The organism is Clostridium sp. AF20-7, from assembly GCF_003479275.1.
GTDB lineage: Bacteria > Bacillota > Clostridia > Lachnospirales > Lachnospiraceae > Otoolea > Otoolea fessa.
The window spans coordinates 231088-250980 of sequence record NZ_QUGF01000003.1 but is presented as its reverse complement, the minus strand read 5'-3'; the positions used below and the strand labels follow the sequence as shown (position 1 = coordinate 250980).

The 19893-nt window shown below is 47.3% G+C and carries 17 protein-coding genes and 1 pseudogene; 1 reads left to right on the top strand and 17 read right to left on the bottom strand.

Annotated features, from left to right (window positions below):
- Nucleotides 1-34 precede the first annotated feature (34 nt).
- The 16 genes and pseudogenes from DWX68_RS04250 to dctP all read right to left on the bottom strand — a co-directional run bounded on the left by DWX68_RS04250 (nt 35) and on the right by dctP (nt 17196).
- A pseudogene (locus tag DWX68_RS04250) lies at nt 35-1479 on the bottom strand (IS1182 family transposase).
- A 128-nt stretch (nt 1480-1607) separates the two neighbouring features.
- Nucleotides 1608-1919, bottom strand: coding sequence for a hypothetical protein (locus tag DWX68_RS04245; RefSeq protein ID WP_118468855.1), 312 nt, complete (start codon nt 1917-1919; stop codon nt 1608-1610).
- Nucleotides 1920-1925: 6 nt separating this feature from the next.
- A complete protein-coding gene (locus tag DWX68_RS14620; RefSeq protein WP_154106756.1) occupies nt 1926-2090 on the bottom strand; it encodes a hypothetical protein in 165 nt (54 codons plus the stop codon).
- Nucleotides 2091-2444: 354 nt separating this feature from the next.
- A complete protein-coding gene (locus tag DWX68_RS04240; protein ID WP_118628680.1) occupies nt 2445-3176 on the bottom strand; it encodes a hypothetical protein in 732 nt (243 codons plus the stop codon).
- Nucleotides 3177-3603: 427 nt separating this feature from the next.
- The gene (locus DWX68_RS04230) at nt 3604-4152 is read right to left on the bottom strand and encodes a hypothetical protein (protein ID WP_147354940.1); all 549 of its coding nucleotides are present in this window, start codon (nt 4150-4152) and stop codon (nt 3604-3606) included.
- 90 nt (nt 4153-4242) lie between these two features.
- Entirely contained in the window at nt 4243-5787 is a 1545-nt protein-coding gene (locus tag DWX68_RS04225; RefSeq protein WP_118628677.1) for a DNA methylase, read from the bottom strand.
- A 430-nt stretch (nt 5788-6217) separates the two neighbouring features.
- Complete coding sequence (gene pckA / locus DWX68_RS04220; RefSeq protein WP_118523506.1) at nt 6218-7822, bottom strand: phosphoenolpyruvate carboxykinase (ATP); 1605 nt, start codon at nt 7820-7822, stop codon at nt 6218-6220.
- A 388-nt stretch (nt 7823-8210) separates the two neighbouring features.
- On the bottom strand, nt 8211-8771 hold the full coding sequence (locus tag DWX68_RS04215) for a glycerol-3-phosphate responsive antiterminator (protein WP_118472036.1): 561 nt from the start codon (nt 8769-8771) through the stop codon (nt 8211-8213).
- Nucleotide 8772: 1 nt separating this feature from the next.
- Entirely contained in the window at nt 8773-9585 is an 813-nt protein-coding gene (locus DWX68_RS04210; protein ID WP_118628676.1) for an HAD-IIA family hydrolase, read from the bottom strand.
- A 219-nt stretch (nt 9586-9804) separates the two neighbouring features.
- Nucleotides 9805-10167, bottom strand: coding sequence for a DUF1667 domain-containing protein (locus DWX68_RS04205; RefSeq protein WP_118628675.1), 363 nt, complete (start codon nt 10165-10167; stop codon nt 9805-9807).
- Nucleotides 10167-11432 carry an FAD-dependent oxidoreductase gene (locus DWX68_RS04200; RefSeq protein WP_022359839.1) on the bottom strand — a complete coding sequence of 422 codons (1266 nt, stop codon included), beginning with the start codon at nt 11430-11432 and terminating at the stop codon, nt 10167-10169. The genes DWX68_RS04205 and DWX68_RS04200 overlap by 1 nt, the downstream gene beginning before the upstream one ends.
- Before the next feature lie 2 nt (nt 11433-11434).
- Complete coding sequence (locus tag DWX68_RS04195; RefSeq protein ID WP_117796434.1) at nt 11435-12874, bottom strand: NAD(P)/FAD-dependent oxidoreductase; 1440 nt, start codon at nt 12872-12874, stop codon at nt 11435-11437.
- Between the two features lie 125 nt (nt 12875-12999).
- Nucleotides 13000-13701, bottom strand: a complete 702-nt coding sequence (locus DWX68_RS04190) for an MgtC/SapB family protein (RefSeq protein WP_107000139.1) — start codon at nt 13699-13701, stop codon at nt 13000-13002.
- A gap of 198 nt (nt 13702-13899) precedes the next feature.
- Nucleotides 13900-15210: a TRAP transporter large permease gene (locus DWX68_RS04185; RefSeq protein WP_181357154.1), complete on the bottom strand. Its 1311-nt coding sequence runs from the start codon at nt 15208-15210 to the stop codon at nt 13900-13902.
- Nucleotides 15210-15710 carry a TRAP transporter small permease gene (locus tag DWX68_RS04180; RefSeq protein ID WP_107000140.1) on the bottom strand — a complete coding sequence of 167 codons (501 nt, stop codon included), beginning with the start codon at nt 15708-15710 and terminating at the stop codon, nt 15210-15212. The genes DWX68_RS04185 and DWX68_RS04180 overlap by 1 nt, the downstream gene beginning before the upstream one ends.
- A gap of 397 nt (nt 15711-16107) precedes the next feature.
- Entirely contained in the window at nt 16108-17196 is a 1089-nt protein-coding gene (gene dctP, locus DWX68_RS04175; RefSeq protein ID WP_118524592.1) for a TRAP transporter substrate-binding protein DctP, read from the bottom strand.
- Between the two features lie 455 nt (nt 17197-17651).
- Between dctP and DWX68_RS04170 the strand changes: the two genes are divergently transcribed.
- Entirely contained in the window at nt 17652-18254 is a 603-nt protein-coding gene (locus DWX68_RS04170; RefSeq protein ID WP_182427276.1) for a YcxB family protein, read from the top strand.
- A gap of 213 nt (nt 18255-18467) precedes the next feature.
- Here the strand turns inward: DWX68_RS04170 and DWX68_RS04165 are convergent, their stop codons facing one another.
- A complete protein-coding gene (locus DWX68_RS04165) occupies nt 18468-19874 on the bottom strand; it encodes an FAD-linked oxidase C-terminal domain-containing protein (protein ID WP_107000143.1) in 1407 nt (468 codons plus the stop codon).
- Nucleotides 19875-19893: the final 19 nt, after the last annotated feature.

Below are 19893 nucleotides of genomic sequence, written 5' to 3'. Positions count from 1 at the left end.
GTCAGGCACCACTTTTCTGTTGCGTTCATTTCATTCAGTAAAATTTCAACTTTAAACATAAATGACATCGATTTTCTATTTCCCATAGCCAGTATCTTAGCTAGTTTTTTCAGATTCATGCATGCAAAAGTAAGCCTGGCTTTCATTTCCATCCGTGCCTTTCCTATGTACTGAGTATATCGAAAACCATGATGGTCTTTCGCTGTTCCAAAGATTCGTTCTATCGTTTCTTGTCGTTTTTGATAAATCTCTTTGTTTCCCAGTGTATGACGGATATCTTCTGCTTTCTCTATGTATCTTTCCCATACATGTTGTGTTACCAGCTTCACATGATCTTTGCTTTCTGTGCATTTAGATTTCTGAGGACAATTACAGCAAATATATCCACGGCTTTTGTATTCACGATAGCCATCCCGATTTGTTGTGCTATAAGAAAGCACCTGATTTTCAGGGCAAAGATAGCAGTCGTAATACTCGTCATAAACGTATTCATGCTTTCTGAAATAGCCTTCTTTTGTCATCGGGCGCTTATACGGAAACAAAGGTTCAATTCCATCTAATAGCAGCCTTCTGGCAATCGCCGGTGTCCGGTATCCTGCATCTGCAATAATCATAGAAGGATCAAATGACTTTACTTTTTCATACAGTGCCTTAAACGTTCTACTGTCATGCTCATTTCCAGGATGAACTCTATATCCCAAAATCCATCCATGCTGATCACACGCGGTTTCGACTGCATACGCGAAAACATGTTTATGTTCCCCTTTTCGAAACCAGCCACTTTCTGGATCAGTGATACTGCTTTTTTTGTGTTTTGACATCGGACGGAATTTCTACTGAAGTCTCTGAGTCTTCTGAACTGGTTTCTCCAGATGTTGGCGGCTGATGCTTATCTTTTTCTTTCAATGGCTTTTTCCCATGAGCCAGACGATCCTGCTCAATTTCCTTTTTTAACTCATCTTCATACCAAAGGGCTTGTTCATGAGCAATCCTTTTTCTCATTTTTTTACTATTAGCACAAGCTTTTACATGCGTTGAATCAACAAATATCTGGCTGGTGTCTACAAGCTTGTACTTCATACATTCTTCGAGAATTCTGGAAAAGATTTGTTCAAAAAGATCCGTATCTTTAAAACGGCGTGTATAGTTTTTTCCAAATGTAGAGAAATGTGGAACCGAATCCATCATATCCAGGCCAAGAAACCAGCGGTAGGCAACATTTACCTCAATCTCTTTCATTGCTTGCCGCATGCTTTTTATTCCATAGAGGTACTGAATAAACGGAATTTTTATGAGCATAACAGGGTCCATACTCGGCCGGCCATTATCAGGGCAGTATTTTTCTTCCACTAAGTCATAAATAAAGTTCCAATCAATGGCTTTATCGATTAACCGTAGCATGTGATTCTGGGGTACCATGTCATCCATGCAGAACATAAGCATCTGTTCTCTTTTTTTATCCGCATTTTTCGTCATCATAAAAAACACCGCCCTTTCTGATATCATTATATCAGAAAAGCGGTTCTAACAATAGCAAAACCCCGCAAAAGCGGGGCTTTGTCTACAGTCTGAAGCGTCCTCTGCTTTTATACAGGGACGCTTTTCTATTACCAGTCATCTATTTTTCTAGCGAGTCCTGTTGGTATAAACCACCACATAACTAATAAAATTATAAGTATTACATCCGCTACCTTCCCTAAAAATTGCAAAGGAATCATAGCAAATCCTATAATAGGTAACGTTAATACTTGGATTATATATTGTACTAATTCCCCCAATGAGAAAGAGCCAAAAAACTTCGGCGGCGGATCGTCATAAGGAAATTTTTCACGAAAATCATAAGGATAGAGTAAATGTTTAATATACAATACGACTGCAGTAATTATAACACATTCCGGGTAAAACATTATATATTTCATATTCCGTTATATCCCCGCATAGTCAGAAAAGCGCAGTGCGTACCTGCCACTATAGCCGTACTGTAACGATAACCACGCCACATAATTAAAAAAATCTGTATATGTTTCGATGTCTTCATAGACATTCATAATTTGTCCGGTTGTACTTTTTACTTCAAAAATTTTGTCCATACCTGTCCTCCCACATATAATACTCATATTCCTTATTTTATTATAACATTATTTGTTATAGTTGCAATGGTGGTGCCTACTATATGCAAGGAATATCTAATCATACTTATCAGGATCTGATTCAGGATCTATCGTTCATCATCAGAAAAACCGAAGATAAGTGCAATTTTCACGTCATCAGAGTTGGAGCATCTACTATACATTATACGTACTGTTTTAAATCTCAAAAAAGTGCTGCCGCACTATTTTAGTGCGACAGCTCCATTACACAAAAAATCGGACGGTTTTTCGCTGTTCAAACCGTCCGCTCCACATGACACATTTATAAATTTATCGTTTTATACACATCAGCCATTACTGCTGAAACAGCACCAATCTCGATACCTTTCCTTCCGCATCCGCCCAGATCGCGCATTTCTTTCCCGCTTCCAGATCGTCTGCGGTCACGATGTTCCGGGTTAAATACGGCAGAATATGTGTCTCAGCGCTGATAGTATAAGTCACGCCATCCTCTGCTTTCACATAGACGGTATCATCATTCTCTACACTCTTTTTCACCGACTCGATCTCTGTGTAAACCGGCACGGCGCTCACATCGGTTACATGGACGAAGAAGAGCTGTCCGTTCGTGATCGGCGGCTCGCTCATCGTCATCGCCTCCCCGATGTAGGCATATACAACGGTTCCCGTCTCCGCCTCGGTCATATCGACCGGATTGCCTGTCTCTGCGTCAAAAATCGGCGTTTCCGGTGAAAATGTGATCACCATCTCGCCTGCACTGCTGATTCCCGACTGATTGTCAATCGTGACGGAATCGCTGGTAACCTCCGAAACCGGACCATAAACACAAATAAATTCGGATGAAACCTTCTTTCCTGTACCGGATGCCGGACCAGACGAGGCGTTTTTCTCGATAACCGTATTACTCTCGCTGGTTTCCGCTGCAGTAGTCTCCCCAGCTGCCTTCGTATCTTCGACAGCCGGCTTTGTCTCCTCATCGCCCGCTTTTGCACTGGAAGCGCACCCAAGCGCACCTACCGACAGTGCTGCACAAATTCCTGCAATATATAACGATTTTTTTTTCATAATTTGAATCTCCTTCCGACTGTTCTTATGCCTGCTCCCTGTCTGTTCCCAGGGACTTCTCTGAAATTTTTCAAAACTTCCCAGGCACTTTTTAGTTTCTAAAACCAGTGAAATATTTTTCTTTATACTCTGTATTCAGCTCTTCTATCTGGTTTTCTCTGTTCTAACAGTCTACCCTATTTCACCCAAAAGTAAAAGTGCTTTTTTCTTACGGATTTCTGATATTTTATTACTGTTCATGCATACGTGCCCAGTAACGGAATTTGCCGTGGCTTCGCATTTAAATACGGCAAATTCCTGCTGCCACCGCGTTTTCTTACGGCACTTTCGGTTCCAAAAGTGCCTACCCGTAAACAGTAACGATATTTTCCTTTGCCGTTCAGGACGTCCATACACAGCTTCAGCAACTGTGCTGCCATGTAACATTTCACTCCACTTCCTCTTCTATCAGCTCTACACGGCAGATCTGTGGGAAATTTACCGCAATCTCCCCGCCTATGTTTTCAGTTCCAGGCTGATTTCCACTCTTTATTTCCGCCAACCGCAAAACTTGCCGGTAATGGTCGATTTTCTTCAAGCGTCCTGTTGCCGTTCGATAAGTACCGCCCTCCTTGTGCACGTCCGGCTGAAACCAGGTCACAGAAAGCCGAACTGTCTCGCCACGCATCAGCTGCTCCTCCGCTTCCACAATTGTCTGGTTGATTGTCTCCCGCACGCTGTCATCCAGATCGATTTCCCTCTCGGTCAGACGTGCTTCCTCCTCTACCGCCTCCTCATAGCCATTCAGTGCCGCAAACGAGGCGAACTGCGCCGCCCGGTCCTCCACCGGCATCCGTGCATGGCGCAAGGGAAATGGGTAAGAATGACCAAGGATATCGCCGTAGCGGCGCTGAACGTCACTTTCCTGCCCTTTTGGAATTTGGCTTCGTCCACTTTTTAAGTTTTCAAATTCATTCTCTCTATATTGATCTCCCATTTTTCCTTTTCCACCGCAATTTCTTTTTTTGTCGAACATCACCCAATGATTCTTTTCACAGGCATACAGCTCAGCAAGCACATCTTCCATCTATGCCTGATGCCCCCCGATCTGCCCGTTCCGCTCCTTGGCGGTCGCGCCTTCCTCAAAGTTCATCCCGCGCAGCACCGCATTTTTTCCATATTTTTTCTTGATCGTCAGAAGCGCTTCCTGCATCCGGCGCTCCCGCTCGCGTTTTTTCTGTTCTTCCTTCTCTTTTGCTTCCTTTTTTGCGTAATCGGTAAACAAATCAAGCTGTTCAAATGTTTCCTTCTGTTCACGCTCTTTCGCCATTTTCTCATTTACCACATGGCATGCCGAGAGCGACATCCGGCGGATGAGAAGCGCCGGGTTGACAATCTTATCATACAGAGCCGCCATCGCCTCCAGAAGCTCGCTTGAGGACGAAGTCGCACGCGGCAGATTCCACGTTCCATGTGCATGCTTCGGCACACGCCGCCCGTAGCGATCGGTTGTTACCGGTCCCTTGTATACTTTCCGTATCTCCGAGCGGGTCAGGTTTTCGATGTCATATCCGACCGTTAGAACGAGCTGATCGGTCACTAGCCGTTTTTCCACCAGCTCCAGCGAGATCCCGTCAATCATCTCCTGAACCACGATCCGCGCCTTGTCCGCCGTGTACGGACAGTGAAGCACCTGTCCGCAGCCCAGGCTGCTACTCTGCGGCTTGTACGCCCGTATCTGTGCGATCGTGCACGACTCATAGCCCCACGCATGGTCAATCAGAAGCTCGGCGTTGATGCCGAACATCTGGTACAGCAGTTCCTCGCTGTAAAACTCGCCCGGTTTTCCCAGTGAACAACGCGCAATATCGCCCATTGTCCGAAGTCCCGCCTGCCAGAGTTTCTTCTGATAGCCCGGTCCAACCCGCCAGAAATCAGTCAGCGGCTCATGCGTCCACAAAAGCTCCCGATAACTCTGCTCATCCAGCTCGGCAATCCGCACGCCGTCCTTGTCCGCTTCCACGTGCTTCGCCACAATATCCATCGCCACCTTGCACAGATACAGATTCGTCCCGATCCCCGCCGTCGCCGTGATGCCTGTTTCCTTTAACACCGTGCGGATGATGCGCTTTGCCAGCTCGCGCGGCGAAACCTTGTAAATTCCCAAATATTCCGTAACATCCATGAATACCTCGTCGATCGAATACACATGGATGTCCTCCGGTGCCACATACCGGAGATAAATCTGGTAGATCTGCGTGCTCCATTTCATATAGTGCGCCATTCTCGGCGGCGCAACCAGATAGCTGACCGCCAGCGACGGATCCGCCTTTAATTCATCATTTCTCCACGATTTATCCCGGAACTGGCGTCCCGGCGCCCGTCTGCGGCGTTCCTCATTGACTTCCCTAATCCGCTGAATCACCTCAAATAACCTGGGACGCCCCGGCACACCATAGGATTTCAGCGGCGGCGATACCGCCAGACAGATCGTTTTCTCCGTCCGCGATGGATTCGCCACGACCAGATTCGTCGTCAACGGATCCAGACCTCGCTCGACGCACTCGACCGATGCGTAGAACGATTTTAAATCAATGGCAATGTACGCGCGCCTGGAAACTGTTTTCTGCATGGCAGGATCCTCCCTTCTCTATGAATTTAAAATTTGAGCGCCACTGGTAAAAAATCATCTCACAAAATCAAGCACAGAAAGATTCCGAGCGTACACATGAAAATCCAGTTAAAAACTCACTAAGTGCTTCTATTATAGCATAACCATCAGCTTCACGAAATACTCAAATCCAAACATGTGTTTTGCAGCAGCAATAAAAAATGTGCCTTGGCACATCCGGGCGTCTCGCGCGGTCGCTTGCGACATGTTTCTGCTTCGCGCGGGTGTGCATCCTCGCGGAGCGTTTTTTGTTTCATAGGACGTAATTTCCTATGAAACAAAAAACCTCCAGTCCATTCAAATGAGAATCACATTTCTCATCCAAACAAACTGGAGGTTTTCTATCTCACCAAGTTTACCTCTTGGATTTATTTACCATTTATTTCTGGCATTATAACTGCGGACCAGCCTTTACCAGAGCCTTGCCAGCTTCGTTTCCTTCGTATTTAGCGAAGTTCTTGATGAAACGGCTTGCCAGATCTTTTGCTTTCTCTTCCCACTCAGCCTCGTTTGCATAGGTATCGCGGGTATCCAGGATAGCCGGATCTACGCCCGGAAGCTCGGTCGGTACTTCGAAGTTGAAGTACGGGATCTTCTTGGTCGGAGCTTTCTGGATATCGCCGTTTAAGATAGCATCGATGATACCACGGGTATCTTTGATGGAGATACGTTTGCCGGTTCCGTTCCAGCCTGTATTTACGAGGTAAGCTTTTGCTCCGCTCTTCTCCATTCTCTTAACCAGCTCTTCTGCGTATTTGGTCGGATGCAGCTCCAGGAAAGCCTGTCCGAAGCAAGCGGAGAAGGTCGGGGTCGGCTCGGTAATGCCGCGCTCGGTACCAGCCAGTTTTGCTGTAAATCCGGATAAGAAGTAGTACTGTGTCTGCTCCGGTGTCAGGATAGATACCGGCGGAAGTACTCCGAATGCGTCTGCAGACAGGAAGATAACGTTCTTAGCTGCCGGTGCAGAGGATACCGGACGTACAATATTCTGAATATGATCGATCGGGTAGGATACACGGGTGTTCTCGGTTACGCTCTTATCAGCGAAATCGATCTTGCCGTTCTCATCCAGGGTAACGTTCTCAAGCAGTGCATCACGTCTGATAGCGTTGTAGATATCCGGCTCAGACTCTTTATCCAGGTTGATAACCTTCGCGTAGCAGCCGCCCTCGAAGTTGAATACACCGTTGTCATCCCAGCCGTGCTCGTCATCACCGATGAGAAGACGTTTCGGGTCGGTAGAAAGGGTAGTCTTGCCGGTTCCGGAAAGTCCGAAGAAGATAGCGGTGTTCTCGCCATTTAAGTCGGTGTTAGCAGAGCAGTGCATAGCAGCGATGCCCTTTAACGGAAGGTAGTAGTTCATCATGGAGAACATACCTTTCTTCATCTCTCCACCGTACCAGGTGTTGATGATAACCTGCTCGCGGCTTGTGATATTGAAGACAACAGCTGTCTCAGAGTTTAATCCAAGCTCTTTGTAGTTCTCAACTTTAGCCTTGGAAGCGTTGTATACTACGAAGTCCGGTTCGAAATTAGCCAGTTCTTCGTCGGTCGGAACGATGAACATATTCTTTACGAAATGAGCCTGCCAAGCAACCTCCACAATAAAACGGATCGCCATACGGGTGTCTTTATTTGCGCCACAGAAAGCATCTACTACAAACAGTCTCTTGTTGGAGAGCTCATTTAAAGCAATATCCTTTACTGCGTTCCAGGTCTCTTTGGATGCTACATGGTTGTCGTTCTTGTACTCGTCTGAAGTCCACCATACTGTGTCCTTAGAGTTCTCATCCATAACGATGAATTTGTCTTTCGGGGAACGTCCGGTATAAATACCTGTCATAACGTTTACTGCACCAAGCTCGCTGACCTGACCTTTTTCATAGCCCTCCAGCTCCGGTTTGGTTTCTTCTTCAAACAGCATCTCATAAGAAGGGTTGTAAACAATCTCCGTTGTTCCTGTGATTCCGTACTTGCTTAAATCGATCTTAGCCATCTTAATACCCCTTTCCTGTTATCCGGCAGCTCCCGTCTGTGTGAAATTGTCAGCTTCGCTGACCAAAATCATGCGCCAAGTCTCACGGACGTTCGACTTGAATTTTGTCTGACATTTCTCACCGAACCGGGGATTTCAGTGTCCCCCACTGTACATGTGTATAGTTTGCAACCGCTTTACCTTTTCACGGTTCTTATATTTTGTACAATGCGAAAGCTCGCCTTTTCTTCTCTTTATCTATTTTTACCAAAAGAGATTACTTCATCATTCTAATGCATTCATGGTAAAAAATCAAGCGAAATCGCGAAATGATTGATATTTTTTTATCAATTTCATTATTTCAAATATATCTGTCGCTCACAGCGTCTAAATCGTTTAAGTTTTAAAATCACACGTACCACACCGCTTCATTCGTCGCTGAAATGGCATCCGTACCCGCCTCAAAGGCCGCCATCACATCTTTTTTGTCAGACAGCAATCCCCCGGCGATCAGCGGAATATCGGTGTACTCGCGCATGATCTTAAGAATCTTCGGCATCACCCCTGGCATGATCTCGACTGCATCCGGTCGGAACATTTCGATCTGTTTTTTCAACGTATCAAGTGCGATCGAATCCACAACAAAGGTTCTCTGGATCGCATAAAGTCCCATCTCCTTCGCGTGTTCCACCAGTGTGTTTTTTGTGCTGATAATACCGTCCGCCCGCGTATTGTGGGCGATAAAATCGACCGCCACCCTCTTGGTGCTCAGTCCCTGGATCATATCCACGTGGACGATCGCCACCTTCCCGGCGTCCTTGATGCGCGCTACAATCTGATCAATATCACAGATCGTGCCAAACAGCACAAATACTACCTTACATTCAGATTTAAGACTTTTTTCCAGCCCTTCCCAGCTCTTAATCGCTGCGATTATCGGAGATTCCTCCAGTAATTCAAGCATTGTCATTCTATGCTTCCTCTTCTCTCATAGTCTTGAGTATTTCTCCCATCTCTTTCAGCCCTGTGAAAATCGCATCCGGCACGACATCCGCCTTCGGTACATCCTCCAGCTTCGTCTCGCCGGTCAGCACCAGGATTCCGTGTGCCCCATTTACCACGCCGGTTTTCACATCCGTGTAGATCCGGTCGCCGACAAACGACATTGCCGCGCGCTTTGCCCCGGTCATCTCCAGAACCATATCCACGGTCTCCTTGAATGGTTTTCCGACATACTTCGGCTCCTTTCCGGTCGATAAGGCGATTGCCGCGCACATTGCGCCGCAGTCCGGGATAAAACCATCCTTCGTCGGGCAGTTGATATCCAGATGCGTTGCCAGGAACACAGCGCCGTTGCGGATATACGTGCAGGCACGCTCCAGCTTCTCATAGGTCAATGTCATATCAAAGCCAATCACGACCACATCCGGCATCTCCCCTGTCAGAAGAATGCCATTTTCACGGAAATTCTCCTCCAGATCCGGCGTTCCCACCAGATAGACTTTCTTTTCAGGATAATACTCTTTCAGATACTGAATCATCACATCCCCGGATGTAATGATCTGATTCCTTTTAATATAACACCCCATTTTTGCCAGTTTGTCAATATATGTTTTCGGAGATTTCGACGAATTATTCGTAAAAAATACATATCTCTTCCCTGCTTTCTTCACTTCCTCCAGGAAATCCAACGCCCCGTCGAGCACATCCGTATCCAGATAAAACGTCCCGTCCATATCGAGGACAAACAGTTCTGTCTCCTTTAAAATTTCACGTTTTTCCATGCCTCTCTCCTTGTAATTTTTATCTCTGTAAATATGTAAACACTAAATTTTTTTCCAAAACAACTTTATCCAATCCTGCACAAATATGCAAGCACGTTTTTCATAAATCTTAATTTCAAAAATGGGAAGCCGTACAAATCTCTTCTATGAGTCTGTACAACCTCCCATCTCTCATCTTTATATTCTGCGACAGGCTGGCGGCGTCACTTTTACGTTTTTTTACGCCCGCTCTACATTCTTGCTCGCCACAACTGCAACCCCGGTTCCAGCGCAGTCTGCGATAATCACATCCCCGATATGCACCGGAGCAGCCACCTTCACGGCGCGGATCTCCTTCATGCAATCAAAGATTTTGCCCTTCGGGATATCCGAAGCCGTCTTGACCGCTGCTCTCTCGATCGTGCCGCCCTCGACGCGTACCGTTGAGGTAACGATTCTCGTCGGATTGGTTACCTCTTTCTTTGCATACGCCTCGCCCCGCGGGCATGTATTTCCTTCTACCTTGATCTCGTCATTTCCCATCGTCACAGTGAGCTGACAGCCCAGCGGACATCCGATACAGGTCAGTTCTCTTACTTCCATCACTCATCCACCTCCGTGCAAATGGTTATTTCTTTCAGATCCGGATATTTCTCCAGACTTTCCTTCGTCAGGATTACCTGCTCCATCTCACCCGGTGCCAGCACGCGTTTTTTGCGGCTGCTCACACGCTCTCCGTCAAAATAAACGGAAATGCTGCGGTTTTTATAAACATCTGCCACACGGAAACGAACCGTCAGCTTGTCTGCCATCGCCTCGGTATCGATCGACTGCGGTACCGTGTAGCGGACGCCATTTTCTGCCTTGAGTGTCACGCTGTGACCTTTCTTCGTCTCGCCGGATTTCACATATTTCGCTGCGTTCTGTCCTGCCAGCGCTGCCTCCTCGGATACATAGTCAACCAGATCATGTACATGAAGCACGTTGCCGCAGGCAAATACACCCTCGATGCCTGTTTCCAGACGGTCATTGACCATTGGGCCGGAGGTAACCGGGTTCATCGCCACGCCCATATTTCTCGTCAGCTCATTCTCCGGAATCAGACCACAGGATAACAGAAGCGTATCACAGTCATAGTGCTCTTCGGTACCCGGAATCGGTTTGCGGTCCGGTCCGACCTGTGCCAGCGTAATGCCTTTCACGCGCTCTTTTCCCTCGATATTCACAACCGTATGGCTTAACTTCAACGGAATATCAAAGTCATTTAAGCACTGTACGATATTTCTCTTCAGACCGCCCGAATACGGCATCAGCTCCGCTACAACCTTAACCTTTGCGCCCTCCAGTGTCATACGTCTCGCCATGATCAGTCCGATATCGCCAGAACCGAGGATGACAACCTCTTTACCGACCATATGTCCCTCGATGTTCATGAGACGCTGTGCCGTACCAGCAGTGTAGATACCTGCCGGACGATACCCCGGAATGTTCAGGGCGCCTCTCGGACGTTCGCGGCATCCCATCGCCAGGATAATCGCTTTTGCCTTGATGAGCTCCAGTCCCTCGCTCCGGCTTACGACTGTGATCTCTTTGTCTTTATTGATATCCAGTACCATGCTGTTTAAGCGGTACGGAATTTCCAGCTTTTTCACTTCTTCCTCATAACGTGCCGCATACTCCGGTCCGGTCAGTTCTTCTTTAAAGGTATGAAGACCAAAACCATTGTGGATACACTGATTTAAGATACCGCCCAGCACGCTGTCGCGCTCCAGAATCAGAATATCCTCTGCGCCGCTTTTCTTTGCCGCTGCTGCCGCTGCCAGTCCAGCCGGACCTCCGCCGATAATTACAATGTCATGCTGAATCATGGTTATGCCTCCTCACCTTTTATCATTTCGGAACCTTTGCGGTTTTTGCAGATCTCTGTGATCGGGATTCCCGTCTCACGGGAGAGAATTTCCATCGCTCTCGGAGTGCAGAAGCCTGCCTGACACCGTCCCATACCCTGACGGACGCGCCGTTTGATGCCATCCATCGAGCGTGCGCCGAGTGTACGGGTGATCGCATCCACGATCTCCCCCTCGCTGATTGTCTCGCAGCGGCAGACGATTGCGCCGTATGCCGGGTTCTTGCGGATCAGTTCTGCGCGTTCTTCCGTATTTAAACGTGCTGCTTTCACGATGCCCTTGCGGATCGGATTGAAATTCGGATTCTTGCCAAATCCAGCTTTTTCCTCGATCATCCCAGCCAGATATTCACCGATCGCCGGTGCGCAGGAAAGTCCCGGAGACTCGATTCCGGCTGCATCAAAGAAGCCCGGTGCGTCCTCCGCCTCACCGATGATGAAATCATCGCCGTCCTCATGGGCACGCAGGCCGGAGAAGGAAGTGATGACCTGACGGAACGGAATGTTGTTGACACTCTTGGCTGCCTTCTCACATGCCTCTGCCAGTCCCTCGGCGGTCGTGTAGGTTCCGTCCTTATCTTCCTGATCCACCGCGGTCGGTCCGACTAAGAGATTTCCGTGAATCGTCGGGCTGACGAGGATTCCCTTGCCATACTTGCCCGGAAGCTGGAAGACAGTCGCTGATACGTGGTTGCCTGCCTCTTTATCGAGCAGGCAGTACTCGCCGCGGCGCGGCACAATGTGAAGCTTCTTTTCCGAAACCATGTTGTGGATCTCATCAGAATACACGCCGGCTGCGTTCACGACATATTTTGTCTCGAAGACACCGTTGTTGGTTATCACACGGTATCCTTCTGTCGTTTTTTCAACTTTTTCTGCTTTTGTGTTGAATACAAATTCAACGCCGTTATCACAGGCATTCTCTGCCAGCGCGATCGTCAGACCAAATGGACATACGATGCCGCCAGTCGGTGCATAGAGCGCTGCCACAACCTCCCCGCTGACGTTCGGCTCCATCTTGCGGACCTCATCGCCGGTCAGAATGGAAATATCCGGCACACCGTTTGCCACGCCTCTCTCATAGAGTGCCTGCAGCGCCGGGAGGTCCTCCTGCGCGAAGCAGAGTACCAGGGAGGAATTCCGCTTGAAATCAAAATCGAGTTCTTTGGATAAATCTCCCATCATGGCGTTGCCTTTTACATTGAGCTTTGCTTTTAAAGAACCTGTCTTTGCGTCATAGCCCGCATGGACGATAGCACTGTTTGCCTTCGATGTGCCGGAGCAGACATCCTCTTCTTTTTCCAGAAGCACGGTGCGGCACTCATATTTCGAAAGCGCTCTGGCGATGCTGCTGCCGATGACGCCACCTCCGATAATCACTACGTCGTATGTATTTCCGTTCATACTGTGATCCTCCATTATTTATACTAAATGTTTTCTTGTTCTCGTTTCAACTATCCTGTTTGTTTAGACAATTTATCCTATTTCTGCTGCATTTCGTGCGTAAGCCCATCTGAACCCTTTAGCTGCTACAGCTCCTCTGCAAACCGGATCTCCTCCATCGCCTGAATATCGCTCAGAAGTGTTTTTCGAAGCGACTTGTCCTGCACTTCCACCGACATCGTCGCGGAGGGACCCTCGCCCTTTAACTTATTCTTGGCAATATCAAAAGACACGATTTTCACATTCTTAGAACGCATGGTATCCATGAACGCCCCAACACACCGGCTGCTGGTAAATTCCAGATAGAAATCGAACACCTTTGCATGCTCATGAATCATTGTATCCACACGTGTCAGGAGCTTCAAGGTAACCGCAATCAGAATCAGACCGTAAACCGCACCGTCCACAAATCCGATACCGGCTGCCAGTCCTTCACAGGCGCAGACCCAGAGACACGCCGCTGTAGTCAATCCACGCACCTGATTACGCCCGGTTACCATGATCGTGCCAACCCCTAAAAATCCGACACCGCTGATAACCTGCGCGCCCATCCGCGCCATGTCCGCTTTTGCAGATGGAAATGTCCGGAACATATATTCACTCGTCAACATGACAAGCGCTGAACCCAGGCAGACCAGCACATGCGTCTTGATGCCCGCACCGCGCCGTTTCAGGCCACGGTCAATTCCAATGAACATTCCCACCGCCAGCGAAAACAGCAGGCGAATCCAGATGCCGACCGCTGTCCAGGTCGCCGCCGTCTCCACAATCCATTTCCAAACTGCCATTTTTTCTCCCTCTGCAAGCCCGTAAAGCTTCTAGAACACAGCTCTTTTTCGCTCCACAAGACTCTTCCATGACCGATACCGGTATCTTTTATGGAACAAAAAAGAGCAGAAAGCATCCGTATTTCTACGTTTGCCTTTCTGCTCTTAATCTCACAGGCTTTATTATATCCAATTTATTAACGTTTTGTCAATCTGTTTCTATGCTGCGCCGTACAGAAGATCCGGTACACATGTAATTAAGAACGGGCAGAAGGTCAGAAGCAGAAGAACAACCAGAAGGGACACGATAAATGGCCATACTTCCTTCAGGAACTCACTGATCGGACATCCCGTGATACCACAGGTCGTGAACATCATCGAACCGAACGGAGGTGTAATACCACCGATCATGATGTTAACGATCGCTACCAGTCCAAAGTGGTAATCATTGATTCCAAGCTGTCTTGCAACCGGAAGCAGCAGAGGTGTAATAATCATCAGCGCCGCGCCGCCTTCCAGGAACATACCCATAATCAGAAGAATTACGTTGCATGCCATAAGGAACAGCCACTTGTTGGTTGTCAGGCTTAACATACCAGTTGCCACGACTCTCGGCAGGTTAATCCAGGTCATGTAGTAACCGAATACATTCGCTGCAACCATGATCAGGACAACGCTGGAAGTACCGGCGATACTGTCAAGCAGGATCGGAACCAGATGCTCTTTCAGGGATAGTTTCTTGTAAACGAAACGTCCGATAATAATACAGTAAAGAACGGCTACCGCACCGCCCTCAGACGGGGTAAACATGCCAAAACGCATTCCCAGGATGATACCAAATGGGAAGAACAGACCCCAGAAAGAGGTAATACCCTGTTTCACGATCTCTTTCAGAGACGGGAATTTTTCACGGGTGGTCGGGTAGTTTCTCTTATGTGCAATAATCGAAACAACGATCATCATCGAGATTGCCATCAGAATACCCGGAATATAACCAGCCGCAAACGTACGACCCAGGGAAATCTGTGCAATCAGTGTAAAAACGATCAGGTTTACTCCCGGCGGAATAACCGGTGTAGCAGCCGAGGAAGCCGCTGTGATCGCTGCGGAGAACGCCTTGGAGTAACCTCTCTTCTCCATCTCCGGAACCAGCATCTTGGACTGCATCGCACAATCTGCGTTGGCCGAACCGGAGCATCCGCCCATCAGCATACTAAGTACTACGTTTACCTGTGCCAGACCGCCTTTCATATGACCGGTCAGCACTTCCGCGAAATCCATCATCTTGTCACTGATGCCGCCGTAGTTCATGACGGAACCAGCCATAACGAAAAATGGAATCGCTAACATCGAGAACGACTGTGTAGAGGTCATAACCTTCTGTAAGATCAGCCAGTTTTTACTGGTTGTATCAATAAATGTAAAATAAAAGAAGGTTGAACCAAACAGTGCATATACAATCGGCATTCCCAGGAAATAGAGAATAAATACCATAAAAATCGGAACGAGTTCAATTAATTCGAGTCCCATCAGTTATTTCCCCCTTTCCCTTTAAATACCTTGATAATATCCTTAACCAAAAAGTAAATACAGAAAATCAGTGAAAGCCCAAATCCGATCGGAACCGCGCCGGAAATATACCAGCTCGGAACACGCAGCGTATTCGTCAGCTTATCCATCGTGTTCATCACATACTGGACGCTTGTTCTGGTCAGCATAATCAGAGTAACAAGCTCCAGAAGATCCATAATAACCTTAACAACTTTTCTTATCTTCTCCGGAAGAATGTTGATCAGGATGTCTACGCCCAGATGTGCGTGCTTACGGTACGCATATGCGCTTCCAATAAAGACGGTCCAGACGAAGAGCCCCGTAGCAACCTCTTCCGACCAATACAACGGTCTTTTCAGGAAATAGCGCATAAGGACGTTTGCGTTTACAACGATTGTACAGAGTGTCAGTGTCACGCAGGTAATAATTGCATCCAGGTTTACCAGCACCGACCCCAGTGTGATTTTTTTCTTTTCCATAGTATATCCTCATGCATTCATAATGGCAGTCAGTTTTGCATAACCGACGACTGTTCTGTCATACAGCCATCTTTCCAGCAGTTGTAACTGTTCAGTACCTTCACAGTCACGCGCAAAAATCCATTAAAAATTGCCTACGGCAATGGGATTTTTGCCTGCTGGCCCATGTTTTCGTACGGTCAGCGCAGTAAATGCGCAGACCTACTGAACAGTTACCAGCAGTTTCATATTTCCGGCACTATACGTTTGTCGGAAGTCTGCCCGGACCTCAGACAATCTTCTTTGTTCTGACAGCCCGGGCAGATATACTTTCTTCTCCGCAGCGGTTCTGATAACCGTTACGTTTTACCATTTCATAATTGCTTTAAAATACTGTATTTGTTCGGAACAATCTACATTATTCGTTCTTTGCACGGTAGTCATTCAGGAAATCAACCAGTTTCTGATGAAGTTCCGGATCTGCGCCGTACTCGTCTACGATCCAGTCATAAACCGGAGCACAAGCCTCTGTGAATGCGTCAATATCTACATCGTTCCACTCAACGCCTTTGTCTTTCAGGAACTCGATCATGGAAGCTTCGTCGTTCTCAGCATTTTCCTGCTCCCACTTACCAGCTTCTACACAGCACTCATCCAGGATGTTTCTCCATTTTTCCGGGATGGACTGATATACGTCCTCAGCCATGAATAACCAACGGGTTGCGATGAAGTGGTTCGTGTTTGCAACTTTCTTGGTGTACTCATAAGCACCTGTATCCTTCAGGGTGGAGATGGAACCTTCGAAACCATCAACAACACCACTGGACATAGCAGATAAGCACTCCGTAAAGCTCATTGCAGACGGGGTAGCACCCAGACAGGTAATCGTCTTAACAAACAGCGGAGACTCGGTCGAACGCATGATCAGACCATTTAAGTCAGCCGGTTTCTCAACTACCTTGTTCGTACATACGCTTCTGAATCCGAACGAATAATGTGTATCCAGAACGTGGATGTTGTGCTCGCTTGCCAGTTTTGCATTCAGATCTTTTACAATATCAGAATCCATCACTGCATTGTACTCTGCATTGTTCTTGTAAAGCATCGGTCCAACTAATACGTTGTAATCGCCGATGTAATCAGCAAAGTAGGACGGCTCCTCCAGACCCATCCAGACAGCGCCGTTGTGTGCCTGTGCTACAGACTCCGCGTAGCAGTCAAGCTGGTTCTGTCCGTAATACTCCAGAGTGATATGACCATCGGTCTTCTCTTTTACCAGGTCTGCCAGATATTCGCTGGCTTTGTAGTTCCACTCTGCCGGCTGAAATACGTTGGAAAACTTGATGGTGATGTAGTAATCATCTGCAGATGCCTCGTCACCTGCTGCCGTTCCTGCGTCTGCTGCCTTTGTGTCAGTCTTTGTGTCAGTCTTTGCGCCGCTGCCGCCGCAGGCCGCCAGGCTCATCGCCATCGTCGCTGCCAGTACTACTGATAATACTTTTCTCATACGTTTTCTCTCCTTCTTCTTAACCTCCCCCAGTCATCTTTCTGACCGGTTCATCAACAGTTTCTACTACTTTCTAAATAAATTACCATTTCAGCATTTAGGCAAAAAAATAGCACCATTTTTAAAAAACAGTCTTTTCCAGCTGTTTCTAACCATGGCGCATCTCTTCGTCTCTGCTTTTGGTCCTTTATTCATCTTTTACCTAATTTTAACACTTATTTTACGATTAGGCAAGCTATTTTGTCGAAATTATATAATTTTTTCTCGATTTTAGTCGATTTTTGTGTGATATTTTTGTAACAATCTTGTTTATTTTTTATCAACATTACAGATTTAACAGATCCAGTTGCGGAAACAGGGAAGAAACAGTATACTACTTCTTAAGATATTTTCTATGCTTCTATATACTGTTTTTATATAGGTGATGATTGATTTTTTATATGAAAGGGCTTACCATGATTTACTATAAGATAGAAATGCACCACAACGAAAAAACCTTCGAATCCCTGTCCCGGATGCAGTACGATCTCTTCTGCGCTTCCAACCGGATCACGCGGACAATTTTAAGCATCCTGTTCATCGCCGGAGGTATCATCAATCTAAGCGAGTGGTGGGGCATCCTCTTAGCCGCCTACGGCTGCTATCTGACGACCAGCACCTACAGCTCCGCCAACCACACCGCCCACAAGCTCGCCGAACAGATCAAAAAAAGCGGCATGCCGTTCCCGGCGTCCCGCTATGAATTCCGTGAAAATCATCTGGAAGTCTATTCTCTTCCGAAAAACACCCGCGAAAGCACACTGGCTTACAATGAATTTGAAAAGCTGGGTGAGGACCGCGATTATTTCTATCTGTTCCGCGATTCCTACGGCGGGTATATGGTGCCGAAAAAGGGGATTGACGCAAGCGCGGGGTCCCGTTCAAATTCGGATGAGAGCCAGAATTTGAAAGCAATTGGCGCGTTTCGGGAATTTTTGGAAAATAAGAGTGGGAAACGGATTTACAGGAAGACGATTCCGCTGGTTCGGGTGATGCAGGCGTTGAAGAAGAAAAGATAGGTCGATAGATATAAACTATAAAATAGTTCAACAACTATAAAAAGCCACGATTTGAACTCTTTGATTCAGATCGTGGCTTTCTCAAAAACCTGCTGTTCTATTCTGTTTTTCTGCCAAAAATCTTCTGCAGTTCCTAGAATCAGCCTTACCGCGTGGTGCTCAAACGTTTTTGCAACACTTGTGGCTAAAAAATATCAATGCAGTTATTTTCTTCTATCTCTGCGCCACCTTATGCGGATTCAGAATATTCTTCGGATCAAACACTTTCTTGATTCCGTTCATCAGATCCAGGTTCTTCTCCGGCAGGGATTCTCTTAAATACGGCTTTTTCGCATATCCGATGCCGTGCTCGCCGGACACCTGACCTTCGAGTTCATGGGCTTTCTGATAGATCTTCTCCATTGCAGCAGACATCCGTTTTTCCCACTCTTCATCACTCAAATCGTCTTTCAGGATGTACGCGTGCAGATTTCCGTCGCCCGCATGACCGAAGCTCTTGATACGGATATCAATCTCATTGTGGAGATCGTGCAGATACGTTACCATCTCATTGACGCGACTTCTCGGAACAACCATATCGACCTCATCCATGTAAGTCGTGGATCCCTTGATTGCCTCCAGGAAAGCGCCTCTGGCTTTCCAGATGGATTCCTCACGCTCCTGGGTATCGGAAATCAGCACGTCCAGTGCGCCCTGTTCCAGGCAGAGTTTGGCCACCTTGTCATACGCTTCTTCGATCTCCTGGGTGGAATTACCATCAAATTTCAAAAGCAGATACGCATCCGACTGTTTATCCGGGAACGCTTTTCCTAAATACTCCTCGGCGTCTTCAATCACTTCCCGCTGCATGAACTCGATCGCGGTCGGGATCGTCTTAGATTTGATGATAACCGGGACGGTGTCGATCGCCTGTTTCAGTGTTGGGAACGGGATCAGAAGGCTGATGACACGCTTCGGAAGCGGCAGAAGCTTTAAGATCGCCTTGGTAATAAAGCCAAGAGTTCCCTCGGAACCAATAATCAGATCTTTCAAGTCATAGCCTGAACTATTCTTTACGACTTTGCCTCCAAACTGAGTGATCGTGCCATCCGGCAGAACCACTTCCAGCCCCATGACATAGTCTCTCGTCACACCGTATTTGACCGCACGCATACCGCCCGCATTCGTGCTGATGTTGCCGCCGATGGTCGCTGATTTCTCACCCGGATCCGGCGGGTAGAAGAAATCGTGATCTTCTACATAGGCGGACAATTCCATCAAAAGGACGCCCGGTTCCACCGTGACCGTCAGGTTTTCCTCGTCCAATTCGAGAATCTGGTTCATCAGGGTGGTATCGATCATGATGCCATGTTCCATCGGAACCGAAGAACCAACCAGACCCGTTCCGGCGCCCCTCGGTGTCACCGGAATCGTATTTTCGTATGCATATTTCATGATCGCCGCGATCTCTTCGGCTGATTTTGCCTTTACCACCACATCCGGATAACTGCTGGTGCCGCTCAGCTCATCGTGGCTGTACTCTTCATTGATATTTTCACCTACGAGGACACGCTCGTCATCCTGAATTGTGTTTTTTATATATAAAATATCATCTTTATCTATTTTCTTGTAATTTCCCATGATATCCTGCTCTCCTTCC